The following is a 23,387-nucleotide window of genomic DNA, read 5'->3' as shown; positions in this document are numbered from 1 at the left end:
TTTATATCTCATCTATTTTTTCATATTCAATTATTGATGTTTTACGAAGATTTTCAAGAATAGAATTAAACATTGTTTCAGTGTTATTTTTTTCTAAATATTCAATGATAATATTTTTTTCATTTTTAGAAAAATTTTTATTATAAATTTTTTCAAGTGATATAATTACAAAATTTTTATTGATATCTTGATATAAAGTGTATATTTTTTTTCCTTTTTTAGGATGTGGTAAAGAAAAAATTATTGATGTAATAGGACTTGAATTATAACGAGATATGCTTTGAGGATTACTAAAATAAAGATTGGATTTTTTAAATAAATCAGTATTTCCTGTTTTTAGCTGATAAATAATTTTTTCTGCTTTTTGTTTTGTTGCTTGTGTTGCTTTTATAAACTTTATCTTTTGTATAATATTTTTTTTAACATTTGAAAATACTTGCATTTTTTTATTTTGAAAATCTTTAATTTTAATTAAAAACGATTGATTGTCTCTTAATGTAACAAAATGCGGATCTGATTTAAGTATGCTATCTTTATTTAATGATTGAATATTAAAAATAATCTTTTTTAATATAGGAATGTTTAATGTTTTAGGAATTGAATTTTTGTCAAACCAATCTGTATTTTGAAAAGATAAATTATTTTCTTGAAGAATTATGTCAAATTGATTTGATTTATTTTTAATAGTATCAGATATTTTATTTTGTAATTTATGATATAAGTTTAATGATTTTTCTTTTTCTATTTCTTTTTTAATAATATCATGTACTTCATTGATTTTTTTTTGTTTAGGAGGAATTATGTCATCTAATTTAACAATTATAAAATTGTTACGAAATGAAATAATATGAGATATTTCATTTTTTTTATTTAAATTAGCATTTTTAATTTCATTTGGTATTAAATCTATTGTGATCCATCCAATGCTTCCACTATTTTTAGATGAAATAGGATCTATTGAATTTTCTTTAGCTATTTTAAAAAAATCTTCTGGTTTGTTATGTAATTTAGATAATATTAACAATGCTTCACTTCTAGTTTTAGTTTGAATAATACTATATTTTCTTTTTTCTTTTGTTGAGTATTTATTGATATTTTTTAGATACCAATTGTGAATTTCTTCTTCATTAGCAGTAGTTTTAAACTTTTTAGGTGTTAATTGAATATAATTGATTTTAAATTTTTCTGGAATATAAAAATTATTTTTGTATTTATTAAAATAATCTTGAGCTTCTTTATCAGTTACGTTTTGTTTATATATTTCAGAATTAACATTAACAATAGATTTTCTAAATATTCTTTTTTGAGATAATAATTCTAAAATATTTTTTTGTTCATTTTTTAAAATAAAATTACTATTTGCAATAGTATTTATTAAGTTTTCAGTATTTATTTTAGTTTTAATAATACTAATATATTCATGATTGCTTAAATTTATAGAATTAAGATAATTTAAATATTTTTCTTTATTGAATTGGTGATCTTTTTGAAATAAAGAAGAGTTTAGTATTATTTCTTTTATTTTATAATCATTGATTTCAAATTGCATTTTTTTAGTATATTGTTCTAATAAAACATTATTTATTAATTGAGATAAAATATCATTATAAGTTTTATTGATAAAATTTTTATTTTTACTTAATTTAAAAAAATTTTTTCCTAAAATTTTTTTTTGTTTTTCTTTTTCAAAAGCATACATATTTTTAAATGTTTGCAAACTAATTTTTTCACCATTTACTATAGCAACATATTTTTCAGAATTTTGATTTATATAACCATTCATAGTGCTGAATATTAAAGATAAGATAACTATTCCTAAAATTATTTTAATTATAATATGACTTGATTGTGTTTTTAAAAATTTTATCATGATATAATCCTAAATATTTAAAGATTCTATATAATATTACCTATTTTTAAATATAAAGGCTGACAATTTTTTGTCAGCCAAATTTTTTAATTTTATGATATTATTTATTTTAGTTATAAAACATATGGAGTTTGTTCTAATGCTAATTTTAAAACTTCTTTAATATTTTTTACCGGATATATTTTTAATCCTGTAATAATATTTTGAGGTATTTCTTCTAAATCACGTTTATTTTCATATGGAATTAATACTTTTTTTATTCCTCCACGGTGTGCTGCTAATAATTTTTCTTTTAGTCCTCCAATTGGCAGAACTTGTCCACGTAAAGTAATCTCTCCAGTCATTGCAATATTAGATTTTACAGAGTTTTTTGTTAATGATGATACTATTGCAGTACACATTGCTATACCTGCACTTGGACCATCTTTTGGCGTTGCTCCTTCAGGAACATGCACATGAATATCATATTTTTCATGAAAATCTTTTTTAATACCTAATTTATCTGCTTGAGATCTAACAACAGTTAATGCGGCTTGAATAGATTCTTGCATTACTTCACCTAAAGAACCTGTATATATTAGTTTTCCTTTTCCAGAAACTGAAGCTGTTTCAATTGTTAAAAGTTCTCCACCTACTTCTGTCCATGCCAATCCAATGACTTGACCAATTTGATTAATACTATTAGTTCTGCCATAATCAAATCGTTTGATTCCTAGAAAATTTTTTAAGTTTTTACGACTAATTTTAATTTGTTTTAAAGATTTATCTAATAGTAAATTTTTTACTACCTTACGGCAGATTTTAGAAATTTCACGCTCTAAATTACGCACTCCTGCTTCACGAGTATAATATTGAATAATATTAATTATTGCACAATCAGTAATTATTAATTCATCTTCTTTAAGAGCGTTTCTTTCTACTTGTTTTGGATATAAATATTTTTTTGCTATATTTAATTTTTCATTTTCAGTATAACCAGAAAGACGAATAATTTCCATGCGATCTAATAATGGAGCAGGTATATTCATAGAATTAGATGTAGCTACAAACATTACATCTGACAAATCATAGTCAACTTCTAAATAATGATCATTAAAAGCTATATTTTGTTCGGGATCTAATACTTCTAATAAGGCAGAAGCAGGGTCTACTCTTATATCACAAGACATTTTATCAATTTCATCTAATAAAAATAAAGGATTTTTAACTTTTACCTTTGCCATTTTTTGGATTAATTTTCCAGGCATAGATCCTATATATGTTCTTCTATGACCTCTAATTTCGGCTTCATCTCTTATTCCTCCTAAAGCCATTCTTATATATTTTCTTCCTGTAGATCTTGCAATAGATTTTCCTAAAGAAGTTTTTCCTACTCCTGGCGGTCCAATTAAACATAAAATAGGACCTTTAACTTTATTTTGTCGACTTTGTACGGCTAAATATTCTAAAATTCTATCTTTAACTTTTTCTAATCCAAAATGATCTATATCAAGAATTTCCTTCGCTTTTTTAATATCTTTTTTTATTTTTGTTTTAACGTACCAAGGTATTTGTATCATCCATTCAATATAACTTCTTACTACTGTTGCTTCTGCTGACATAGGTGACATCATTTTTAATTTTTGTAATTCTGATTCAGTTTTTTCTTTAGCTTCTTTAGGCATTTTTGATGCTTTAATTTTTCTTTTTAAAATTTTATTTTCATCTGGAATTTCATCCATATCACCTAGTTCTTTTTGAATAGCTTTTATTTGTTCGTTTAAATAATATTCCCTCTGACTTTTTTCCATTTGTTTTTTAACACGATTTCTAATTCTTTTCTCTACTTGTAATAAGTCTATTTCTGTTTCCATTATTGCCATTAAAAACTCTAATCTTTCATTAATATTATATATTTCTAAAACAGATTGTTTATCGTTTAATTTTAATGGCATATGTGCGGCAATAATATCAGCTAGTTTTTCTGAATTTTTAATATTATTAAGAGTGTTTAATATTTCCGATGGAATTTTTTTATTAAGTTTAATATAAGATTCAAATTGATTAATTGTTGTGCGAATTAAAACTTCTTGATCTTTTTCTAAAAGAGTAGGAGAAACAATTAATTCTATATCTGCAATAAAATGTTGTCCATTATTTATTAGATTTTTAACAGAAGCACGTTGCAAACCTTCTATTAATACTTTTATTGTACCATCTGGTAATTTTAACATTTGTAAAATTGAACTAATAGTTCCTACATTAAACAAATCATCTGTAGTAGGCTCATCTTTGGAGGCTTCTTTTTGTGCAATTAACATTATTTTTTTATCATTATTCATAGAGCTTTCAATACATTGAATTGATTTTTTACGACCTACAAATAATGGAATAACCATATAAGGATATATGACTACATCTCTTAATGGTAATACAGGGATTTTAATGCGTTCAGAACACTCAGAATTCATAGAGCTCTCTCTTAGTTGAATTTCCGATATTTATTCTTTTTATAAGATATAATATCTAAGAATTATATAATTATATCTATTATCAGATAAGACTTCAGAATAGTCACTTATTTTTTAATACTAAGCGTTTGATAAAATAAAAAGTAAAAATTTTTATTTTTTAAGATCATCAAATATTTTTTTATTTATCTGATGTTTTGTGTGATTTGTTTTTTCATATATTATTTTTGGCGATGAATGATTATTAACAACAAATTCGTCAATTAAAACTCTTTTTATATTAGGTATAGATGGTAGCTCATACATAATGTCAAGCAATATACTTTCAATAATTGATCGCAATCCTCTAGCACCTGTTTTTTTATGCAGTGCTTTTTTTGCAATAGCTATAATAGATTTTTTATTAAATTCTAATTGTATTTTTTCTAATTGAAATAATGTTTGATATTGTTTAATTAAAGCATTTTTAGGTTTACATAATATTTCAATTAAAGCTTCTTCAGTTAATTCATTTAATATAGTTATTATTGGCAATCGACCAATAAATTCAGGAATTAATCCGAATTTTATTAAATCTTTAGGTTCTACTTGTTTTAATAATAAGTCTTCTGATGTAGTTTGTTTTTTTTTCTTAACAGAAGCGTTAAAACCAATTTTTGTTTCTGTATTTAGTCTTTTAGAAATTATTTTAGATAATTCTGAAAATGCACCAGCACATATAAATAGAATATTTGATGTATTTACTTGTAAAAATTCTTGTTGCGGATGTTTTCGTCCGCCTTGAGGAGGAACAGATGCTAAAGTTCCTTCAATTAATTTTAATAAAGCTTGTTGAACTCCTTCTCCAGAAACATCTCGAGTAATTGAGGGATTATCTGATTTTCTTGCTATTTTATCTATTTCATCTATATAAATAATGCCTAATTCTGCTTTTTTTACATCATATTTGCATGTTTGTAAAAGTTTTTGTATTACATTTTCAACATCTTCTCCTACATAACCTGCTTCTGTTAAAGTAGTTGCATCTGTAATAGTGAAAGGTACATCTAAGAATTTAGCAAGTGTTTGTGCTAATAAAGTTTTTCCACTGCCAGTAGGTCCTATTAATAAAATATTACTTTTTCCTAATTCAACCGAATCTATGTTTTCAGTGAAATTACGAAGACGTTTATAATGATTATAAACAGCAACAGATAAAATTTTTTTAGTATGATCTTGTCCAATTACATAATGATCAAGATGTTTTTTGATTTCATGTGGTGTAGGTAAATAATTTATTTTGTATTTAGTTTCTGTTGTTTTATTTTTTATGTTTTCTTCAGTAATAATATCATTACATAATTTAATGCATTCATCGCATATATATACTGCTGGACCAGCTATTAACTTTTTTACTTCTTTTTGGTTTTTTCCACAAAAAGAACAATAAAGAAGTTTGTGAGAATTTTCTTTACTCTTATCTGTCATACTTTGACCTCTTTTTTATACTTTTATATTTTCGAGTAAATAGATTCTATATATATTTTGTTTTATTCATGTTTTATTTTTTATTGACGTTGTTTTAAAATAAAATCAATTAATCCATATTGAATTGATTCATCTGCTGATAAAAAACAATCGCGTTCAGTATCTTTGTTTATTTTTTTTATAGATTGACCTGTATGAAATGACATTAATTGATTTAATTTTTTTTTCATTTCCATTATTTCTCGTGCATGAATAGCAATGTCTGAAGCTTGTCCTTGACATCCACCTAATGGTTGATGAATCATAATTTTTGAATTTGGTAAAGAAAATCTTTTTCTTTTAGTTCCAGATGTCAGTAATAAAGCAGCCATTGAACATGCTTGTCCTATACAAATAGTGTTAATATCTGGTTTAACAAATTGCATTGTGTCATAAATAGACATTCCGGATGTAATAATTCCTCCAGGAGAGTTAATATACAAAAATATATCTTTTTCTGGATTTTCTGCTTCTAAAAATAATATTTGAGCTATAATGTTATTTGCCATGCTGTCTTCAATGGCACCAGTAATGAAAATAATTCTTTCTTTTAATAATCTTGAATATATATCGTATGAACGCTCTCCTCTAGAATGCTGTTCTACAACCATAGGAATGAGTGTTGAATACAATTTTTTTGTATTATAATTATATAACATTTTTAATTCCTGATAAAAATTTAGTATTTTTAGATAACAATACAATATATTATTAATATTTACTAAACTAATTTTAGTTAATACATCAAATAGTAATATACTATAAAAAATTATAATTTTAGAAGATAGCATAGAATTCATTATATCGTCAGTTCTTCATAATTTTTCCATTTATAATTTATAAATTCATTGAATGTATAATTTTTTTTTATAATTTGAATGCTTTTTTTTAATAAATTTATAGCTTGATTTTCTAAATCAATATTTTTGATTGTATTTTGTAGATTTTGATTTTTATTATATAAATTAATAATTTCTATTGGATTTTTATAATTTAAAGATAATTTTTTAATTAATGATTGTACGTTTTTTTCATCTGGAGATAATTTATTATCAGAAATAATTTTATCTATAATAATTTGAAGAGATAGTCTTTTTTTGGTTTTTAAATCAATATTGATATGATATTTTTGTTCCAAAATATTTTTTTTTATTTCTTTTTGAAACTCTTTTTGATATTGTTTGTATATTTTTTTTCTTTCTTCTTGAAATAAAATTGGAGGTATTACGATGATATTTTGTTTAATGATTTTTTGTATAATTTGATCTTCTAAATATTGCTCAGTTATTTTATTTATTTGAAAAATAAAATTATTTTTTATATTTTGAATTTTTACTTCAGAAATTATGTTTTTATTAAGAATGTTTTCTTCTGATTCTATTTCTTGCTTTTTTTCAATTTTTACTATTTTTATTTTAAATATTATGTCTTTATTTTGTAATTTTTCTTCTGGATAAAATTTATGAAATTTTATTTTTAAAAAAATAATATCATTAACAAAATGATTAATTAATTTTTCATTTAATTGAGGTATTAATGTATTGTGACCTATAATGAATCTAATATTTTTTTTATTAAAATCTTCTAGATTCTTGTTTTTTTCATAAACATCATAATTAATGGTTATGCGATCATAAAATTTAATTGCTTTATTATTTTCTATATTCCAAAGGTTTTTTATATTTGTTTTATTTTTTTCTATATTTCTTTTAATGTCTTCATCTGTAATATTTGCTGTTATTTTTTTCACTTGTATATTTTTTATATCTTCTATACAAAATTTTGGATATATTTCATATATTACAGAATATTCAAAATATTCTGTTCCTAATTCTTCTTCTTTCTTCATATAATATCTTGGGGAACCAATAACTTTAATTTTTTTATTATCTATAAATTCAAAAAAAAATTTTTGCATTAGTTGTTTAAATACATCATAATAAACAGCATTACCATATTTTTTTTGTATAATTTTAATAGGAATGTTACCTTTTCTAAATCCATTAATATTAGATTTTTTACTAATTTTTATAAGTTCTTTAAAAATAGCATCGTTTACAATTTTTTTTGGAATATTAATTTTTACACGATGGCCTAATTTTTGATCTTTTTCTACAAAAAATTTCATTTTTATTACCTTGAACAATTACTGTTATCTGTATATTTAAAATTTTTAATAGTATTGAAAATTCTGATGATATTTTTATTTGAACTATTAGTTAATAGTAATTTAGTTAATAGTAATATTTAATTTAGTAGTAATAATTTTTTTATACAAATTTTTCAATAATTATTTAATTAAATTTACTTTATTTTTTTCTTTATTCTAAAAACTAAAAAAATATTATTTGCCTTTGAAACATTCAGGATTTTCATTTATTTTGTATTGTCTTGCTTTCCACTCGTTTTCAGTATAAGCATGTAATGTAATTGAATATATTTTTTCTTTTATTATTTGCGATATTTTTGAAAAAATTATACGATGTCTATTAATTGTTTTTTGATTAATAAAATCATTACTAATAATAATTATACTTAAGTGTGTAAAACTTTTTTTTAAATTATGATGTAAATGACTATTGTTGTTAATTTTAATGAAAGTAATTTTTATTTGAGATTTTAAATAGTTTTTTATTTTTTTTAAGATCATTAATTAATTTTATTTCCTGTTTTTTTAATTTTTAAATATTTTATCTAAAGATATTTTTTTAAATTTTATCAATTTTTAAAAAAAAATTCAATTATTTCACGAATATTACTTTTTTTGTAAAAAATATTTTTATGCATTGAAAAAATTAAACTAAGAATTTTTAGTAAAAAATTATTTTATCTTGAGGTTTTTGAATGACATTTTTAAATTATAAACGTATTTTAAAAATATTATCATTAACACTAATATTTTTTATATTTACTGGCTGTGATAGTGGCTTATTAAATCCTCGTGGAACTATTGCTATACAAGAATCTTCATTGATCTTGATATCATTTGTAATGATGTTGTTTATTGTTATTCCTGTGATTTTTATGACGGTATATTTTTCATTGAAATATCGTTCAACCAACATTAATGAAATATATAAGCCTAATTGGTCTGATTCAAGAAATTTAGAAATAATAGTATGGGTGATCCCAATTTTAATAATTTCTTGTTTGGCTTTTTTAACTTGGACTTATACTCATAAATTAGAACCTAAAAAACCAATCTCATCTGTCTACGATCCTATAAAAATTGATGTAATTGCATTGGATTGGAAATGGTTGTTTATTTATCCAGATTATCATATTGCAACTATTAATGAAATCATGTTTCCTGTAAATAGACCTGTTTCTTTTAGAATTACTTCAAACTCTGTTATGAATGCTTTTTTTATTCCTTCTCTCGGAAGTCAAATATATGCTATGCCTGGAATGATAGAAAAGTTAAATTTAATTGCTAATAAACCAGGAAAATATCAAGGAATATCATCAAATTATAGTGGAAAAGGTTTTTCTAATATGAAATTTACTGCTACGTCTGTCTCAGATGATGCTTTTTTTATAAGTTGGATAAAAAAAATAAAAAATTCTTCTAAAAAATTAAACACGATGAAGATGTTTAATAAAATATCTATTCCGAACGAAAATTATTCAATAGAATATTTTTCTTATGTTAAAAAAAATTTATTTGATCAAATTATAAATCAATTTCTTATTAAGCATTTTAATTTTTCAGGTTAAAATATTTTTAACCAAGAATAATTCAAGAGGAGAAATTTAAAATGTTTGGAAAATTAACGTTTAATGCTATACCTTATCATGAACCAATTATAATGGTAACATATAGTATTATTATACTGATTTTTTTATCTGTCATATCTGCTATTACTTATTATAAAAAATGGCAATATTTATGGTCTGAATGGTTTACTACAGTTGATCATAAAAAAATATCTATTATGTATTGTATATTAGCATTCGTCATGCTTTTTCGTGGTTTTGTAGACGCAGTGTTAATGAGGACTCAACAAGTAATTTCATCAGCAGGTTATGAGGGATTTTTACCACCACATCATTATGATCAGATATTTACAGCTCATGGTGTAATAATGATTTTTTTTGTAGCTATGCCACTTGTAATAGGTTTAATGAATTTAGTTGTTCCTTTGCAAATTGGTGCTCGTGATGTGGCATTTCCTTTTTTAAACAGTTTAAGTTTTTGGTTAAACGTTAGTAGTGCTGTACTGCTTACTTTATCTTTAGGAATAGGAGAGTTTGCACAAACAGGTTGGTTAGCTTATCCTCCACTATCAGGCATTAAATATAGTCCAGGTGTTGGAGTAGATTATTGGATTTGGAGTTTACAAATATCTGGTATTGGTACGACTCTAACAGGAATTAATTTTTTAGTTACCATTTTAAAAATGAGAGCTCCTGGCATGTCTTTTTTTAAAATGCCAGTTTTTACTTGGACTTCTTTATGTACTAATATACTTATTGTTATCTCTTTTCCAGTTTTAACTATTACTCTTGTATTACTGACTTTAGATCGTTATTTTAATTTTCATTTTTTTACTAATGATTTAGGTGGTAATGCTATGATGTATGTTAATTTAATATGGATTTGGGGACATCCAGAAGTATATATTTTAGTATTACCAGTATTTGGTATATTTTCAGAAGTAGTAGCAACTTTTTCTAAAAAACGTTTATTTGGTTATGTATCTTTAGTATGGGCAACTTTATCTATTACTATTTTATCTTTTATTGTTTGGCTTCATCATTTTTTTACTATGGGTGCAGGAGCTAATGTTAACGCATTTTTTGGTATTACTACTATGATTATAGCGATTCCTACTGGAGTAAAAATTTTTAATTGGTTATTTACGATGTATCAAGGTCGTGTTTTAATTCATTCTTCAATGTTATGGACGTTAGGTTTTTTGATAACTTTTTCTATTGGCGGAATGACAGGTGTATTATTATCAATGCCTCCAGCTGATTTTATTTTGCATAATAGTTTATTTTTAGTTGCGCATTTTCATAATGTGATAATTGGAGGAGTTGTTTTTGGATGTTTTGCTGGAATCAATTATTGGTTTCCAAAATTATTTGGATTTATTTTAAACGAAAAATGGGGAAAACGTGCTTTTTGGTTTTGGATTATAGGATTTTTTCTAGCATTTATACCGTTATATTTTTTAGGATTAATGGGAATGACTCGTCGTTTAAGTCAAAATATTGATTATAATTTTCATTTTTTATTATCCATAGCAGCTTTCGGTGCTTTTTTAATCGGAATAGGAATAATTTGTCAAGTTATTCAATTTTATGTTTCAATACGAGATCGTCAAGATAACTTAGATATTACTGGAGATCCTTGGGATGGTAGAACTTTAGAATGGTCTACATCTTCACCTGCTCCTTTTTATAATTTTGCAAAAATTCCTATAGTTATAGATAGAGATCATTTTTGGGAAACTAAAAAAAACAAGAATATTAAGAAAATAATAGATGAAACTGAATATAATGAAATTCACATGCCTAAAAATACAGGATTAGGTTTTATAATTGCGCTTTTTTCTTTATTATTTGGTTTTTCAGCAGTTTGGCATATAACATGGTTATGTTTTTTATCTTTTTTAAGTATTCTTGTTAGTTTTTTTTGGACAAGTCTTCATGAAGAAACTGAATATAGTATATTAGTAGAAGATATAAAAAAAATTGAATCTCAACGTTATAAAAATATTAATAAGTAAGTATTACAATAAGAAGTTGTAAAAAAGAAGGTTTACAATGATAAAAAACATAAAAAAAAATATATCATTATATGATAATGAATCGAATGAAAATGTTAAAGATACACTACTAAATAGTAATAAATCTTTTGGCATGTGGATATATTTAATGAGTGATTCTATTATTTTTGCGGTTTTATTTGCTATGTATGTAATTATTGCTTCTAATATACCTATTAATTTTATTAGTAATAAAATTTTTAATTTGTATTTTGTTTTATTAGAAACATTTGTTTTATTGATTAGTTCTTTATCGTGTGGTTTCATTGTTATAGCTATGAATCAAAAAAATATAAAAATGATTTTTTCATTTTTATTAATAACTTTTTGTTTAGGTTCTGTTTTTTTATTTATGGAATTAAATGAATTTTATGATCTAATATTAAAGGATTGTAGTCCTGATAAACATGCTTTTTTTTCTATTTTTTTTACTTTAGTTGGTACCCATGGCATTCATGTGCTTTTTGGTTTAATTTTTATATTATCTATTTTTTATCAAATTAAAAAATTAGGATTAACCAACTCTATTTGTACTCGAATTTTATGTTTTAATATGTTTTGGCATTTTTTAGATATTATATGGATTTGTGTTTTTACCTTTGTTTATTTGAGTGGAGCGGTTTAATGTATAATTTTATTAAATCACATAATACAGAGATAAAATCTTATTTATTAGGATTTTTTTTATCTTTAATACTAACAATAATTCCATTTTTTTTAGCAATACAAAAAATTTTTTCTAATCATATAAATTATACAATTATATTAATATGCGCCATTAGTCAAATTATAGTTCATTTTATATATTTTTTACATTTAGATTTTTCTTTAAAAACACGATTTAATCTTATTGCTTTATTATTTGTTATAATAATTATTTTTATTGTGACGTTTGGTTCTATATGGATTATGTATAATTTAAACCATCATGTTACTCATACTGCATAATGAATAATATAAAATTTATGTTTAGTTATTATTTAGAGATTATTAAACCTGGGATTGTTACTGGTAATATAATTTTAATTATAGGAGGTTTTGCATTAGCATCAAAACATACTTTTTTTAATTGGTTTTTGTTTTTTTATACTATTTTAGGTGTTTCCTGTGTTATTGCTTCAGCTTGTATTTTTAATAATTTAATTGATTGTGATTTAGATAAGAAAATGAGTCGTACGCATCAAAGAGTTTTATCAAAAAAATTACTTCCTTTTTTATCAGTGCTAGTTTTTGCTTGTTTTTTGGGAATATTAGGAATATTAATATTAGGAATATTAGTTAATTTTTTATCAATGATTTTATCAATTTTAGGATTTTTTATTTATGTAGTTTTATATACTTTATGGTATAAAAGAAAATCAATTTATTCAACATTAATTGGAAGTTTTTCTGGATCTATGCCATCTGTTATTGGTTATACAGCGGTTTCTAATAATATTGATATATGTTCTGTATTATTGTTTATAATTTTTATATTTTGGCAAATGTCTCATTTTTATTCTATTGCTCTTATGAGGATAAAAGATTATGAAACAGCTAAAATTCCAGTTTTTCCTGTAGTAAAAGGCATTGATATTACAAAAAAACATATTTTTTATTATATTTTTGCTTTTATTATTTTTAGTTTATCATTAACTTTGTTTAATTTTTTAAGTTATCATTTTTTATTTTTTTCTTCTATTTTTAATTGTTTTTGGTTGTTTTTATCATATTCTAATATTAAAGATAGTAATAATAATAAAAAAATTACAGATAAATTATTTTATTTTTCAATTATTGTTGTAACTGTTTTTAATTTTTTTATATTAATGGATGTTTATTTTGAATATTTATAAACATCTTGCGGGTTTAGGTATACCGGCAATTTTACTAGCTTGTTCAGCAGGTCCTTTTGGAAAAAGCTTAAATAAGTAAATACTATTAATTTGAGATGCTTTTATTTCTTTTTTAATGCTTTTAATTAACATTCGCATTGATGGCGTTATATTGAATTTAAAATAAAATTTCCTTACAAAAATAATTATTTTCCAATGATCAGGACTAAGATTAATATTTTCTTGTTTAGCTATTTCTTTTGCTAATGTTACATTCCAATCTTGAGTTTTCTTTAAATAGCCTTCTGAATCTTTTTCTATTTTGTTATATGTATATGATACCTTATTTTTAATATTTATTTTTTTATAAATATGATTCATTTAAATATATATTCTTCATAAAAAATTAATTGAATATAGAGAAGTATAAAATGAACTTTTTAGAATTACAAGTCACATTAAGTTTTTGTGTAGTTTTTTTATTGCGTACATTAGGAATGTTCATGCTCCTTCCTGTTTTAAGCAAATATGGGATATTATTAGATGGTGCAAATAATTTTTTAATTGGTTTATCAATCGGAATATATGGAATCGCTCAAGTTATTTTTCAAATTCCATTTGGAATTTTATCAGATAAATTTAATAGAAAAAAAATAATTTTAATAGCTCTTATTATATTGTTTATTGGAAATATACTAGCAGCTAGTATTCATTCAATTTGGGGTTTAATAATTGGTAGATTTTTTCAAGGAGCAGCAGCTATTTCTGGTGTATGCATGGCATGTTTGTCTGATTTAATCAAAGAAAAAAACTATGTTAAATCTATTTCTGCTATTGGTGTAAGTTTTGCCTTTTCTTTTTTAATATCTATTATTACTGGACCTTTAATTGTTCAATATTTCGGTTTTTTTTCAATTTTTTGGATATCTTCATTTTTATCTATTATTTCTATAATGATTGTTTATTTTATTATCCCTTCTTCTAATAAAAATACATTAATCAAAAATAATATAAATCTATCTAACAATAAAAAATTAAAATTGATTTTTAATAAAATGTTTTTGAGATCTTATTTAGGTATATTTTTTTTACACTCTTTATTAATGATTAATTTTATGATTATACCTAGTCAGTTAGAAATGTCTGATTTTTCTTTTGATAATCACTGGAAAATATATTTTTATACTATATTCATTTCTTTTTTGATTTTATTTTTGTTTATATTTTATTGCAAATCTAAATTTATTTTATGCAATATTATTGAAATTTGTATTTTTTTTATTTTATGTTCAGCAGTAGTTTTATTAAAATCTAAAAATAATTTTTTATTTTTAATACTTGCTTTACAAATTTTTTTTATAGGTTTTAATTTTCTTGAAATTTTTTTACCTTCTTATTTAAATAAAACATCTTCAGGTAACTATAAAGGAAACGTAATGAGTGTTTATTCTACTAGTCAGTTTTTAGGTGTGTTTTTTGGTGGTATTATGAGTGGCTGGTTATCTAGTTTTTTAAACATGTCGCAAATTTGTTTATTTGAAATAGTTATTATTTCAATTTGGTTGACTTTTAGTTTTTTCTGCAAGAAGTAATTTATAGTAAAATATAATTTAATAAATATTTAATATTTATTATAATAATTTTATAAATAATTATTTTAGGTTTATTCATATGAATTTTGTTCGTTTATATAAAATTTATAGTAATCGTATAAATAATAAACTATTTTTTACATTAAATAAATTACCTTTTCAAAACTCAAATCTTATAAAAGCTATGAAATATAGCATATTTTCAGGTAGCAAAAGATTACGTTCTTGTTTAGTATATGCCACTGGAAAAACTTTTAATATAAATTTAATTGCATTAGATGTCATTGCGACAGCAATTGAATGCATTCATTCTTATTCTTTAATTCATGATGATTTACCATGTATGGATAATGATTTGTTTAGAAGAGGAAAGATTTCTTGTCATGTCAAATATGGTGAAAATATTGCTTTACTTGCTGGAGATGCTTTACAAAGTCTTGCATTTAATGTTTTATCAGATAGTTTTATGCCGGATATATCTGATTCAAAACGTATAAAAATGATTTCTGAATTATCTAGTTCTATTGGTGCATCAGGTATGTGTATAGGTCAAATGTTAGATTTAGAATCAGAAAAAAAAGAAGTAGTTTTATCTGAATTAGATTCGATAAATTTATATAAAACTGCTTTCTTAATTCGATCTGCTGTTCGTTTAGCATATTTTTCTTCAAATTATCTATCTGAATCTATATTATCTACATTAGACTGTTTTTCCATCTCTATTGGTTTAGCATTTCAAATTCAAGATGATATTTTAGATATTAAGAATGATATTATAAGAATTTCAAATAAAGACAGTAATAATATTGTTCAAAAAAATACTTATCCATCTATAATGGGTTTAGATCAGTCAAAAAAAAAAATACAACAATTATATAAAAAATCATTTTTAGCTTTAAATAATTTACAAAAAAAAGATTTTGATACTAATATATTAAGAAAATTAACACAATTTATAATTAAATTTAATAAATAAATTTTAATAATGAGCACTTAATGAATGTTAACTTAAAAAAATATCCTATTTTATCTTTTGCTAATTCAGTAGAAAATTTAAGACTCTTACCTATTGATCAGCTTCCAAAATTATGTACTGAATTAAGACAATATTTATTAGATGTAGTGACTATTTCCCAAGGACATTTTGCTTCTGGATTAGGTGTAGTTGAAATTACTGTAGCTTTGCATTATGTTTATAACACTCCTTTTGATAATTTATTATGGGATGTAGGACATCAAGCTTATCCTCATAAAATTTTAACTGGAAGAAGTAAAGAAATTAATAGTATTAGAAAAAAAAATGGATTACATCCCTTTCCTAGTCGAGAAGAAAGCGAGTATGATGTTTTAAGTGTTGGTCATTCATCTACTTCTATTAGTGCAGGTTTAAGTATGTCTATTGCAGCTGAAAAAGAAGGTAAAAACAGACAAACTATATGTGTAATTGGAGATGGAGCAATGACTGCAGGTTTAGCATTTGAAGGAATGAATCATGCTGGATTTATTCAGTCTAATTTATTAATCATTTTAAATGATAATGAAATGTCTATTTCAAATAATGTAGGAGCATTAAATCAACATTTAAAAATTTTAAGAAGTTTAAATAACAATAAAAACGAATTGTTTTTATTTAAAAAACAATTTTCAAGCAAATGTAAAAATGTCAAAAACAATATTTGTTCTTTAAATTCAGTATTTTCTAATTTAGGTTTTAAATATTTAGGGCCATTTGATGGTCATAATATTTTTTCTATTATTAAAATGTTACGACGAACGAAAAGTAAAAAAGGAACGTATTTATTACATCTTATTACTAAAAAAGGAAAAGGTTATCTTCCAGCAGAATTAGATCCTATCAAATGGCATGCAATATCTCCATCTAAAAAATTATCGGTTTCAAAAACTCCTAGTTATACAGATATTTTTGGTTCTTGGCTTTGTGAAATAGCAAAAATTGATAAAAAACTAATAGCTATTACACCTGCTATGTGCGAAGGTTCTGGAATGACAAATTTTGCCCGTCTTTTTCCAGATCAGTATTTTGATGTTGCTATTGCTGAACAGCATGCTGTTACTTTCGCGGCAGGTTTTGCAATTAGTGGTTATAAACCTGTTGTTTCCATTTATTCTACTTTTTTACAAAGGGCTTATGATCAACTTATACATGACATTGCATTGCAAAAATTATCTGTTTTATTTGCTATTGATAGAGGAGGAATTGTAGGAAATGACGGATGTACTCATCAAGGAATTTTTGATTTATCTTATTTAAGATGTATTCCTGGAATAGTTATTATGACTCCAAGTAATGAAAATGAATGTCGACAAATGCTTTATACTGGTTATATGTACAGTAAAGGTCCTAGTGTAGTAAGATATCCTAAAGGTAATGGTACTGGAGCATCATTAATGCCTATGACTCAAATACCATTAGGAAAGTCTTTGATAAAAAGAGTTGGAAAAAAAATAGCTATTTTAAATTTTGGTATTTTATTAGAAAACGCTATTTTTTCAGCTAATATTTTAGATGCAACATTAGTTGATATGCGTTTTGTTAAACCATTAGATCAAAATATGATTTTAAAATTATCTTATAAACATCAGTTTTTTGTTACTCTTGAAGAAGGTGTTATTTCTGGTGGTGCAGGAAGTGCTGTAAATGAATTTATTATGATAAAAAAAATTGTTTTACCAGTATTAAATATTGGATTACCAGATATTTTTATTCCACAAGGTACTCAAGAAGAAATTAGACATGATTATCAATTAGATTCAGAAGGTATTCATAAACAAATTTTTTCTTGGTTAAAACAATGACTAAAATAAATAATGTTATAGTTTTATAAGTATATTTTATATAGTAGTATTTTTTTTGTTATATCCCATTTTAAATATTGCTTTATCTAAAACACCGTTTATAAATTTATGACTATCTTTAGAGCCAAATAATTTAGCTAATTCAATTCCTTCATTAATAGATACTTTATACGGAATATCCTTTCTATGATTTAATTCATAGAATGAGATTCTAAGAATAGCTTTTTCAATTTGTCCTAATTCTTTTAATGATCTAAACAAATACGGCTTCATTAAGTTATCTATATTTTTACAATCACATGTAATTCCAATAATTAATTCATAAAAGTATATAATATCAATATCTTTTTCATTTTTTTCCTTTAAAAATTGAATTGCACTTTCATGAATATTATTATGAGATATTTCCCAAGAATAAAGCATTTGTAAAGCACACTCACGAGCTTTTCGTCGAGAAGATGGTTTCATAAATAAAATCTCTTTTAATTATATATTAATTTTAGTTGTTTTAGGAGACAAGATTATTCTTATATCAGAACCTATCTGACAAACATTTTTAAAATTAAATTTAAGTACATCCAATAAATTGAATTGATTATGAATTATACATAATGGTTTTGCTTCATGTCCTAGTATTTTAGGGGCTATATATATAATCAGTTCATCTACTAAATTTGAATTTAATAGAAAACCTGATAAGGTGCTACCTGCTTCAATCCATAGATTGTTAATTTCTAATTTTCCTAGTAATTTTAAAGCAGATAAAATATTAATTTTTTTGTTTTTTTCTTTTACTATAATTTGACTTGTATTTTCAGGCCATATACAGGTGTCTAATTTTAATCTAAATAACCATATTGTTTCTTTAGTTTGAATAATTTTATGTGATGGTTTAATACGATTTTTACTATCTATAATAACTCTTATTGGATGTTTAAATATTTTTTTAGGGAAAATAGATGAAGTCTCTTTATTAAATTCTTCATATCGTACACTGAATAAAGAATTATCTTTTAGAATAGTAGAACTACTAGTAAGAATTGCTGAACTTTTAGCTCTAAATTGTTGAACATCTTGACGTGCCTGTTTTGAAGTAATCCACTTACTTTCTCCATTTTTCATAGCTATTCTGCCATCTATTGACATGCCTAACTTTAGTTGAATTCATGGCAATCCAGTTTTCATTCTTTTAAAGAATCCTTTATTGTATTTTATTGATTCTTGAGATAATAAACCGGTGGTAACAGAAACTCCATGTTTTTTTAAATATAAAATGCCATTTCCAGAAACTTTAGGGTTAGGATCTATATTAGAAATTACAACATGATTGATCCCAGATTTAACAAGTGCATTACAGCAAGGAGGAGTTTTACCAAAATAATTACATGGTTCGAGCGTTATATAAGCTGTAGCTCCTTTTGCTTTGTTTCCTGCCATTATTAATGCATTAATTTCGGCATGATGATCTCCTGATTTCATATGCCAGCCTTCTCCAATAATATTATTGTTTTTTACAATCACACATCCTACGTTAGGATTAGGAGAAGTAGTAAATTCTCCTAATTTACTAAGTTCAATAGCTCTTTTCATATAAAATATATCATTCATTTTTAACCAACATATATTATGTATTTTAATAAAAAACTTATAATAAATATTATTAAATAATTGATAATGATAAATAAATTGAATAAATTAAAAATAATATTAGTTTTTAAAGATAAAAGTTAAAATTTTATAAAAATTTTTTTGTTTTAAATAAAAAATTAATTTTTAATATATACAAATAATCTATATTATTGTTTTTAATAAATTTATTATTCTAAATTTTAGAAATAGTAAAAATATGATCTATAATTTAATAAGATTATAGATTTAAATATTTTATTTTTTATAAATATTTTTTAATAAAAAATTTATTGCAGCAAGATCAATAGAATTGACTGCTGCTGTTTTGATATTTTTCTTCAAGAAAAGTATTTTAAAAAATTTATAAAAACAAAAAATTAATTATATTTTATTATTTTTAATAATTTTTAAAAAGATATTAAATAAAATATAATTAACAAATTAAAACATTTCTTTAAGATTTTTCATAACATTTATCATTTCTAATGCTGCTAAAGCAGCTTCGGAGCCTTTATTGCCCATTTTTGAACCAGATCTTTCTATGGCTTGTTGAATATTTTTTGTAGTTAATATTCCTAATGTAACAGGCAAAAAGTATTGAGTACTAATTTTTGCAAGATTATTGCTAGTATCACTAGCAAGATATTTAAAATGATCAGTTTCTCCTTGTATAATAGTTCCTATTGCAATAATAGCATGATATTTGCTAGAATTTGCAATATAACTTGCTACAGCTGATATTTCATATGTTCCAGGAACATATATTTTTAAAATATTTTCTTCTTTTATTTTTCCAACTCTTTTTAATGTATCTAATGTTCCTGATAATAGATTTTTATTAATAAATTCATTAAATCGTGCAACGATTATTGCAATTGAAGCATGTTCAGCTGTAATTCCTGATTGAATTATATTCATTTTTTATATTTACTTAATGTTGAAAGTTATTATTTTTTTTAATATTCAAACATGTCTATAGTGATAATATCATCTTGATAACATACTTAATTTTGAACGAATTCCTTAATAAAAAAAATTTTAACTTTTAATTATACTACCTGAATTTAATGTGATTACTAATATGTGTTTTATGTTTATTGATAAATTTACTATTTTTATCAAGTAATATAGTTTATAACAAAATTATACTGTTATTTTAATTATAAAAGCATCTAGGGTCACTGAAATTTGTGCTATTAATAGAAATACACTAGCTTCAAATACACTTTTTTTAAAAAATATAAAAAGTTTATTTTTTATAATAAATTTTCTTTTTCTTTTTCTCTATATTTTCTAAACCACTGCTTAATATTTTCATAGATATATTATTTTGTAATATTACTTCTATTTATAAATATTTTTCTAATTCCTGTCTAAGACTATCCATTTTTACTGCAATAACTAAAAAAATAATAGTTTATTATGTGTATAATTTATAAAAAGCGCTTCCTGGAATTTCTATAATAAAATTATTTATCAAAGAATTACTATAAGTAAGAATGTATTTTAAATTTATAATTCTATTATATATATCTTTTCTTTTTGGTAAAGACTCATTTTTTTTAAAAATTGCAAGATATTAAATATATTAGATTTTTAAAATGCTATTTTTTGTTTTTTCTAGATTTTACTGTTCAGATGTAATATCTACTTGTTTTAAAATTTTTGTAGTTATTTATTATTTTTATTTGAAAATCATTGATTATTGACTTTTTAAGATTGTTAATCTTAAAATTTTTTTAATTTATAACAGATTTATAAACAGATTTATTTTTTAAATATAAAAATAGAAATGTTTTTTAATATTTGTAAGAAAGTATTTTGAATTAATTATTTTCTTAAAATAATAAGTTATTTATTTTTAATGATAAGTTTATTAATTTTTCAATTATAGTTTTTTATGAAAAATGTTGCATTTTTTTTAATAAAGATGTACTATATTAATTAATTCAGACGCGGGGTGGAGCAGTTTGGTAGCTCGTCGGGCTCATAACCCGAAGGTCGTTGGTTCAAATCCAGCCCCCGCAACCAACTTATTAAATTCATTAAATGTATTGAATAAAATTATTTTCGAATATTATTTTTTAAAAATATAATAATTAAGAATAAAAAATAAAATAAAATAAAATATATTAATATTTTGTATTTTTGTTTTTTAAAACGGTTTTCATAAAAATATTTTTATTAGAAAAAATATTTATTTGTTTTCGAGATCTCGTTATACCTGTGTATAAAATATCTTGATTTAATAGATTACATTCGTAATTAGGTAGTATTAAAGATGTATTGGTAAATTCGGAACCTTGTGCTTTATGAACAGTCATTGCCCAAGCGGTTTCATAGTTTTTTAAAATACTGACAGGAATATTTCTAATTTTTTTATTTTCTTTTAAAAAAGATACTTGAAACACGCCTTTTTCGCTAAAATTAGCAATTCCTATATTTCCATTAAATAACTCTAAAAATTCACTATTTTTGTTAATCATAATAGGTTTTCCTATATACCATCTTTCATTATTGATAAAAAAATATTTTATTATATTTTTTTTATACATGTTCTCTTCTATTTGTTTATTTAAAAAATTCACTCCAAATATACCGTCACGTAATATACATAACACTTGATGATATTGAAAAATTTCTATTATTTCTTTTATTTTTTTTTGATAGATTGCATGCCAGAATTTTTTATATTTTAAAGAAATATTTTCAATCATATTTTTATATTCTTGATCAGAATTAATTTCATCAAAATAAACGTTATTTATTGAATTATTAAATAATTCTTTAATTATTTCTATATTTTTATTTTTTACTGCATTTGATAATATATAAATTCCTGAATTTTTACTAAATCTATAGTTTTTTTGCAATATACATATATTGTTACTAATAGAATTTTTTTTGTTAATATTTATGTTTTTTGAAAATTTATATTCTGTTAGTTTTTCAAGGAAAGAGATGGTTTTTAAACTATATCCATGATTGGCATAATTACAAATATTTTTTAGTATTGATCCTGATTCTACAGGACATAATTGGTTATGATCTCCTATAAAAATTAATTTAATATTTTTTGGAACTGCAAGAAATATTTTTTCCATCATTAAAATATCTATCATAGAAGTTTCGTCTATTATCAACACATCGAAATTTAATAAATTATTTTGATTAAAAAAACTTTTTTGTGATATCTTTTGGATTCCTAATAATTTATGTATAGTAACAGCATGGTTCGGAAGATAATTTTTTTCTTCATCAGAAAGATAAATATTAAAAATATTGTTTTGAATAATATTAGTTAATCGTGTTGTTGCTTTTCCTGTAGGTGCAGATAATTGGATTTTTATCGTTTTTTTTGATTGTTTTATTAATGCAATTATTATTTTTATAATTGTAGTAGTTTTTCCAGTACCGGGAGATCCAACAATAAATGTTATTTTGTTTATTAATGTCAACGCTACAGCTATTTTTTGAGAATCATCTTCTTTTTTAGGAAATAAATTATTTAATATTTTACAATATTTTTTTTTATTTATATTTTGAATTTTATTTTTTTTATATAATATATCGAAAATATTTTTTTCAGCTTTCCACATTTTATAAAGATATATCTTATTATCTGATAAAATTAAAGGCGTAAAAATAACACCATTACTAATAGATGGATGTTTTAATAATTCATCTAACCAATCTATTTTAATTTCTAAAAAAACTCTAATTTTTTTTGTAAATTTTTCATTAAAATTAGAAAAAAAATATTGTTTTTGAAAATATTCAATTGGTAAAAAAATATGACCATGTCTAGTTTCATAACTTATACATGATGCAACTAGCATTATAATGGCATTTTTTTTTGCAATTAATTGAGAGAAATAAAAATCAATTGGATTGATAATTTTTTTCTTTAAAGCTTCTTTTAATAAATTAATCAT

The 23,387-nt window shown here is 22.8% G+C and carries 18 protein-coding genes, 1 tRNA gene and 1 pseudogene; 9 read left to right on the top strand and 11 right to left on the bottom strand.

The features are described from left to right. Window position 1 precedes the first annotated feature (1 nt). The 6 genes from ppiD to D9V59_RS02385 form a co-directional block, all read right to left on the bottom strand. Window positions 2-1,870 (bottom strand): peptidylprolyl isomerase, encoded by a 1,869-nt coding sequence (ppiD, locus tag D9V59_RS02410; protein WP_158364742.1) that lies wholly within the window; start codon window positions 1,868-1,870, stop codon window positions 2-4. 113 nt (window positions 1,871-1,983) lie between these two features. Next, entirely contained in the window at window positions 1,984-4,320 is a 2,337-nt protein-coding gene (lon, locus tag D9V59_RS02405; protein WP_158364740.1) for an endopeptidase La, read from the bottom strand. Window positions 4,321-4,473: 153 nt separating this feature from the next. Further along, window positions 4,474-5,787, bottom strand: coding sequence for an ATP-dependent Clp protease ATP-binding subunit ClpX (clpX, locus tag D9V59_RS02400; protein ID WP_158364738.1), 1,314 nt, complete (start codon window positions 5,785-5,787; stop codon window positions 4,474-4,476). 80 nt (window positions 5,788-5,867) lie between these two features. Further along, window positions 5,868-6,485: an ATP-dependent Clp endopeptidase proteolytic subunit ClpP gene (gene clpP, locus D9V59_RS02395; protein ID WP_158365002.1), complete on the bottom strand. Its 618-nt coding sequence runs from the start codon at window positions 6,483-6,485 to the stop codon at window positions 5,868-5,870. A 140-nt stretch (window positions 6,486-6,625) separates the two neighbouring features. Then, a complete protein-coding gene (gene tig, locus D9V59_RS02390) occupies window positions 6,626-7,954 on the bottom strand; it encodes a trigger factor (protein WP_158364735.1) in 1,329 nt (442 codons plus the stop codon). 216 nt (window positions 7,955-8,170) lie between these two features. After that, a complete protein-coding gene (locus D9V59_RS02385) occupies window positions 8,171-8,476 on the bottom strand; it encodes a BolA family protein (RefSeq protein ID WP_158364733.1) in 306 nt (101 codons plus the stop codon). A gap of 194 nt (window positions 8,477-8,670) precedes the next feature. On the opposite strand from D9V59_RS02385, the gene cyoA reads away from it, so the two are divergent. From cyoA to cyoE, 5 genes are read left to right on the top strand one after another with little or no spacing between them, the layout of a single operon-like run. Further along, window positions 8,671-9,543: a ubiquinol oxidase subunit II gene (gene cyoA, locus D9V59_RS02380; protein WP_158364731.1), complete on the top strand. Its 873-nt coding sequence runs from the start codon at window positions 8,671-8,673 to the stop codon at window positions 9,541-9,543. 41 nt (window positions 9,544-9,584) lie between these two features. Next, complete coding sequence (gene cyoB / locus D9V59_RS02375) at window positions 9,585-11,561, top strand: cytochrome o ubiquinol oxidase subunit I (RefSeq protein WP_158364729.1); 1,977 nt, start codon at window positions 9,585-9,587, stop codon at window positions 11,559-11,561. A 37-nt stretch (window positions 11,562-11,598) separates the two neighbouring features. After that, complete coding sequence (cyoC, locus tag D9V59_RS02370; protein WP_158364727.1) at window positions 11,599-12,225, top strand: cytochrome o ubiquinol oxidase subunit III; 627 nt, start codon at window positions 11,599-11,601, stop codon at window positions 12,223-12,225. Continuing rightward, entirely contained in the window at window positions 12,225-12,548 is a 324-nt protein-coding gene (cyoD, locus tag D9V59_RS02365) for a cytochrome o ubiquinol oxidase subunit IV (protein ID WP_158364725.1), read from the top strand. Before cyoC ends, cyoD begins: the two co-directional genes overlap by 1 nt. Before the next feature lie 17 nt (window positions 12,549-12,565). Next, window positions 12,566-13,435, top strand: coding sequence for a heme o synthase (cyoE, locus tag D9V59_RS02360; RefSeq protein WP_158365000.1), 870 nt, complete (start codon window positions 12,566-12,568; stop codon window positions 13,433-13,435). Here cyoE and D9V59_RS02355 read toward each other — a convergent pair. Beyond that, window positions 13,430-13,774: a TusE/DsrC/DsvC family sulfur relay protein gene (locus tag D9V59_RS02355; RefSeq protein WP_158364998.1), complete on the bottom strand. Its 345-nt coding sequence runs from the start codon at window positions 13,772-13,774 to the stop codon at window positions 13,430-13,432. The two genes, cyoE and D9V59_RS02355, sit on opposite strands and share 6 nt — an antisense overlap. 71 nt (window positions 13,775-13,845) lie before the next feature. On the opposite strand from D9V59_RS02355, the gene D9V59_RS02350 reads away from it, so the two are divergent. The 3 genes from D9V59_RS02350 (at window position 13,846) to dxs (ending at window position 17,823) form a co-directional block, all read left to right on the top strand. Continuing rightward, the gene (locus tag D9V59_RS02350; RefSeq protein ID WP_158364723.1) at window positions 13,846-15,006 is read left to right on the top strand and encodes an MFS transporter; all 1,161 of its coding nucleotides are present in this window, start codon (window positions 13,846-13,848) and stop codon (window positions 15,004-15,006) included. Window positions 15,007-15,085: 79 nt separating this feature from the next. After that, complete coding sequence (gene ispA, locus D9V59_RS02345) at window positions 15,086-15,982, top strand: (2E,6E)-farnesyl diphosphate synthase (protein ID WP_158364721.1); 897 nt, start codon at window positions 15,086-15,088, stop codon at window positions 15,980-15,982. A gap of 20 nt (window positions 15,983-16,002) precedes the next feature. After that, window positions 16,003-17,823, top strand: a complete 1,821-nt coding sequence (dxs, locus tag D9V59_RS02340; RefSeq protein ID WP_158364719.1) for a 1-deoxy-D-xylulose-5-phosphate synthase — start codon at window positions 16,003-16,005, stop codon at window positions 17,821-17,823. Between the two features lie 36 nt (window positions 17,824-17,859). Here the strand turns inward: dxs and nusB are convergent, their stop codons facing one another. From nusB to ribE, 3 genes and pseudogenes are all read right to left on the bottom strand, one after another. Continuing rightward, window positions 17,860-18,291 (bottom strand): transcription antitermination factor NusB, encoded by a 432-nt coding sequence (nusB, locus tag D9V59_RS02335; RefSeq protein ID WP_158364717.1) that lies wholly within the window; start codon window positions 18,289-18,291, stop codon window positions 17,860-17,862. Between the two features lie 18 nt (window positions 18,292-18,309). Continuing rightward, window positions 18,310-19,413 (bottom strand): annotated as a pseudogene (gene ribD, locus D9V59_RS03170) (bifunctional diaminohydroxyphosphoribosylaminopyrimidine deaminase/5-amino-6-(5-phosphoribosylamino)uracil reductase RibD). 480 nt (window positions 19,414-19,893) lie between these two features. Beyond that, the gene (ribE, locus tag D9V59_RS02320; protein ID WP_158364713.1) at window positions 19,894-20,370 is read right to left on the bottom strand and encodes a 6,7-dimethyl-8-ribityllumazine synthase; all 477 of its coding nucleotides are present in this window, start codon (window positions 20,368-20,370) and stop codon (window positions 19,894-19,896) included. A gap of 1,036 nt (window positions 20,371-21,406) precedes the next feature. Between ribE and D9V59_RS02315 the strand changes: the two genes are divergently transcribed. Then, a tRNA-Met gene (locus D9V59_RS02315) sits at window positions 21,407-21,483 on the top strand. 101 nt (window positions 21,484-21,584) lie between these two features. On the opposite strand, the gene recD is transcribed toward D9V59_RS02315, so the two are convergent. Next, entirely contained in the window at window positions 21,585-23,387 is a 1,803-nt protein-coding gene (gene recD / locus D9V59_RS02310) for an exodeoxyribonuclease V subunit alpha (RefSeq protein ID WP_158364711.1), read from the bottom strand.

This window comes from Buchnera aphidicola (Artemisaphis artemisicola), from assembly GCF_005082365.1.
In the GTDB taxonomy this organism is placed as follows: domain Bacteria; phylum Pseudomonadota; class Gammaproteobacteria; order Enterobacterales; family Enterobacteriaceae; genus Buchnera; species Buchnera aphidicola_AR.
The sequence above is the reverse complement of the archived record's forward strand: the minus strand, read 5'-3'. Positions and strand labels throughout refer to the sequence as shown.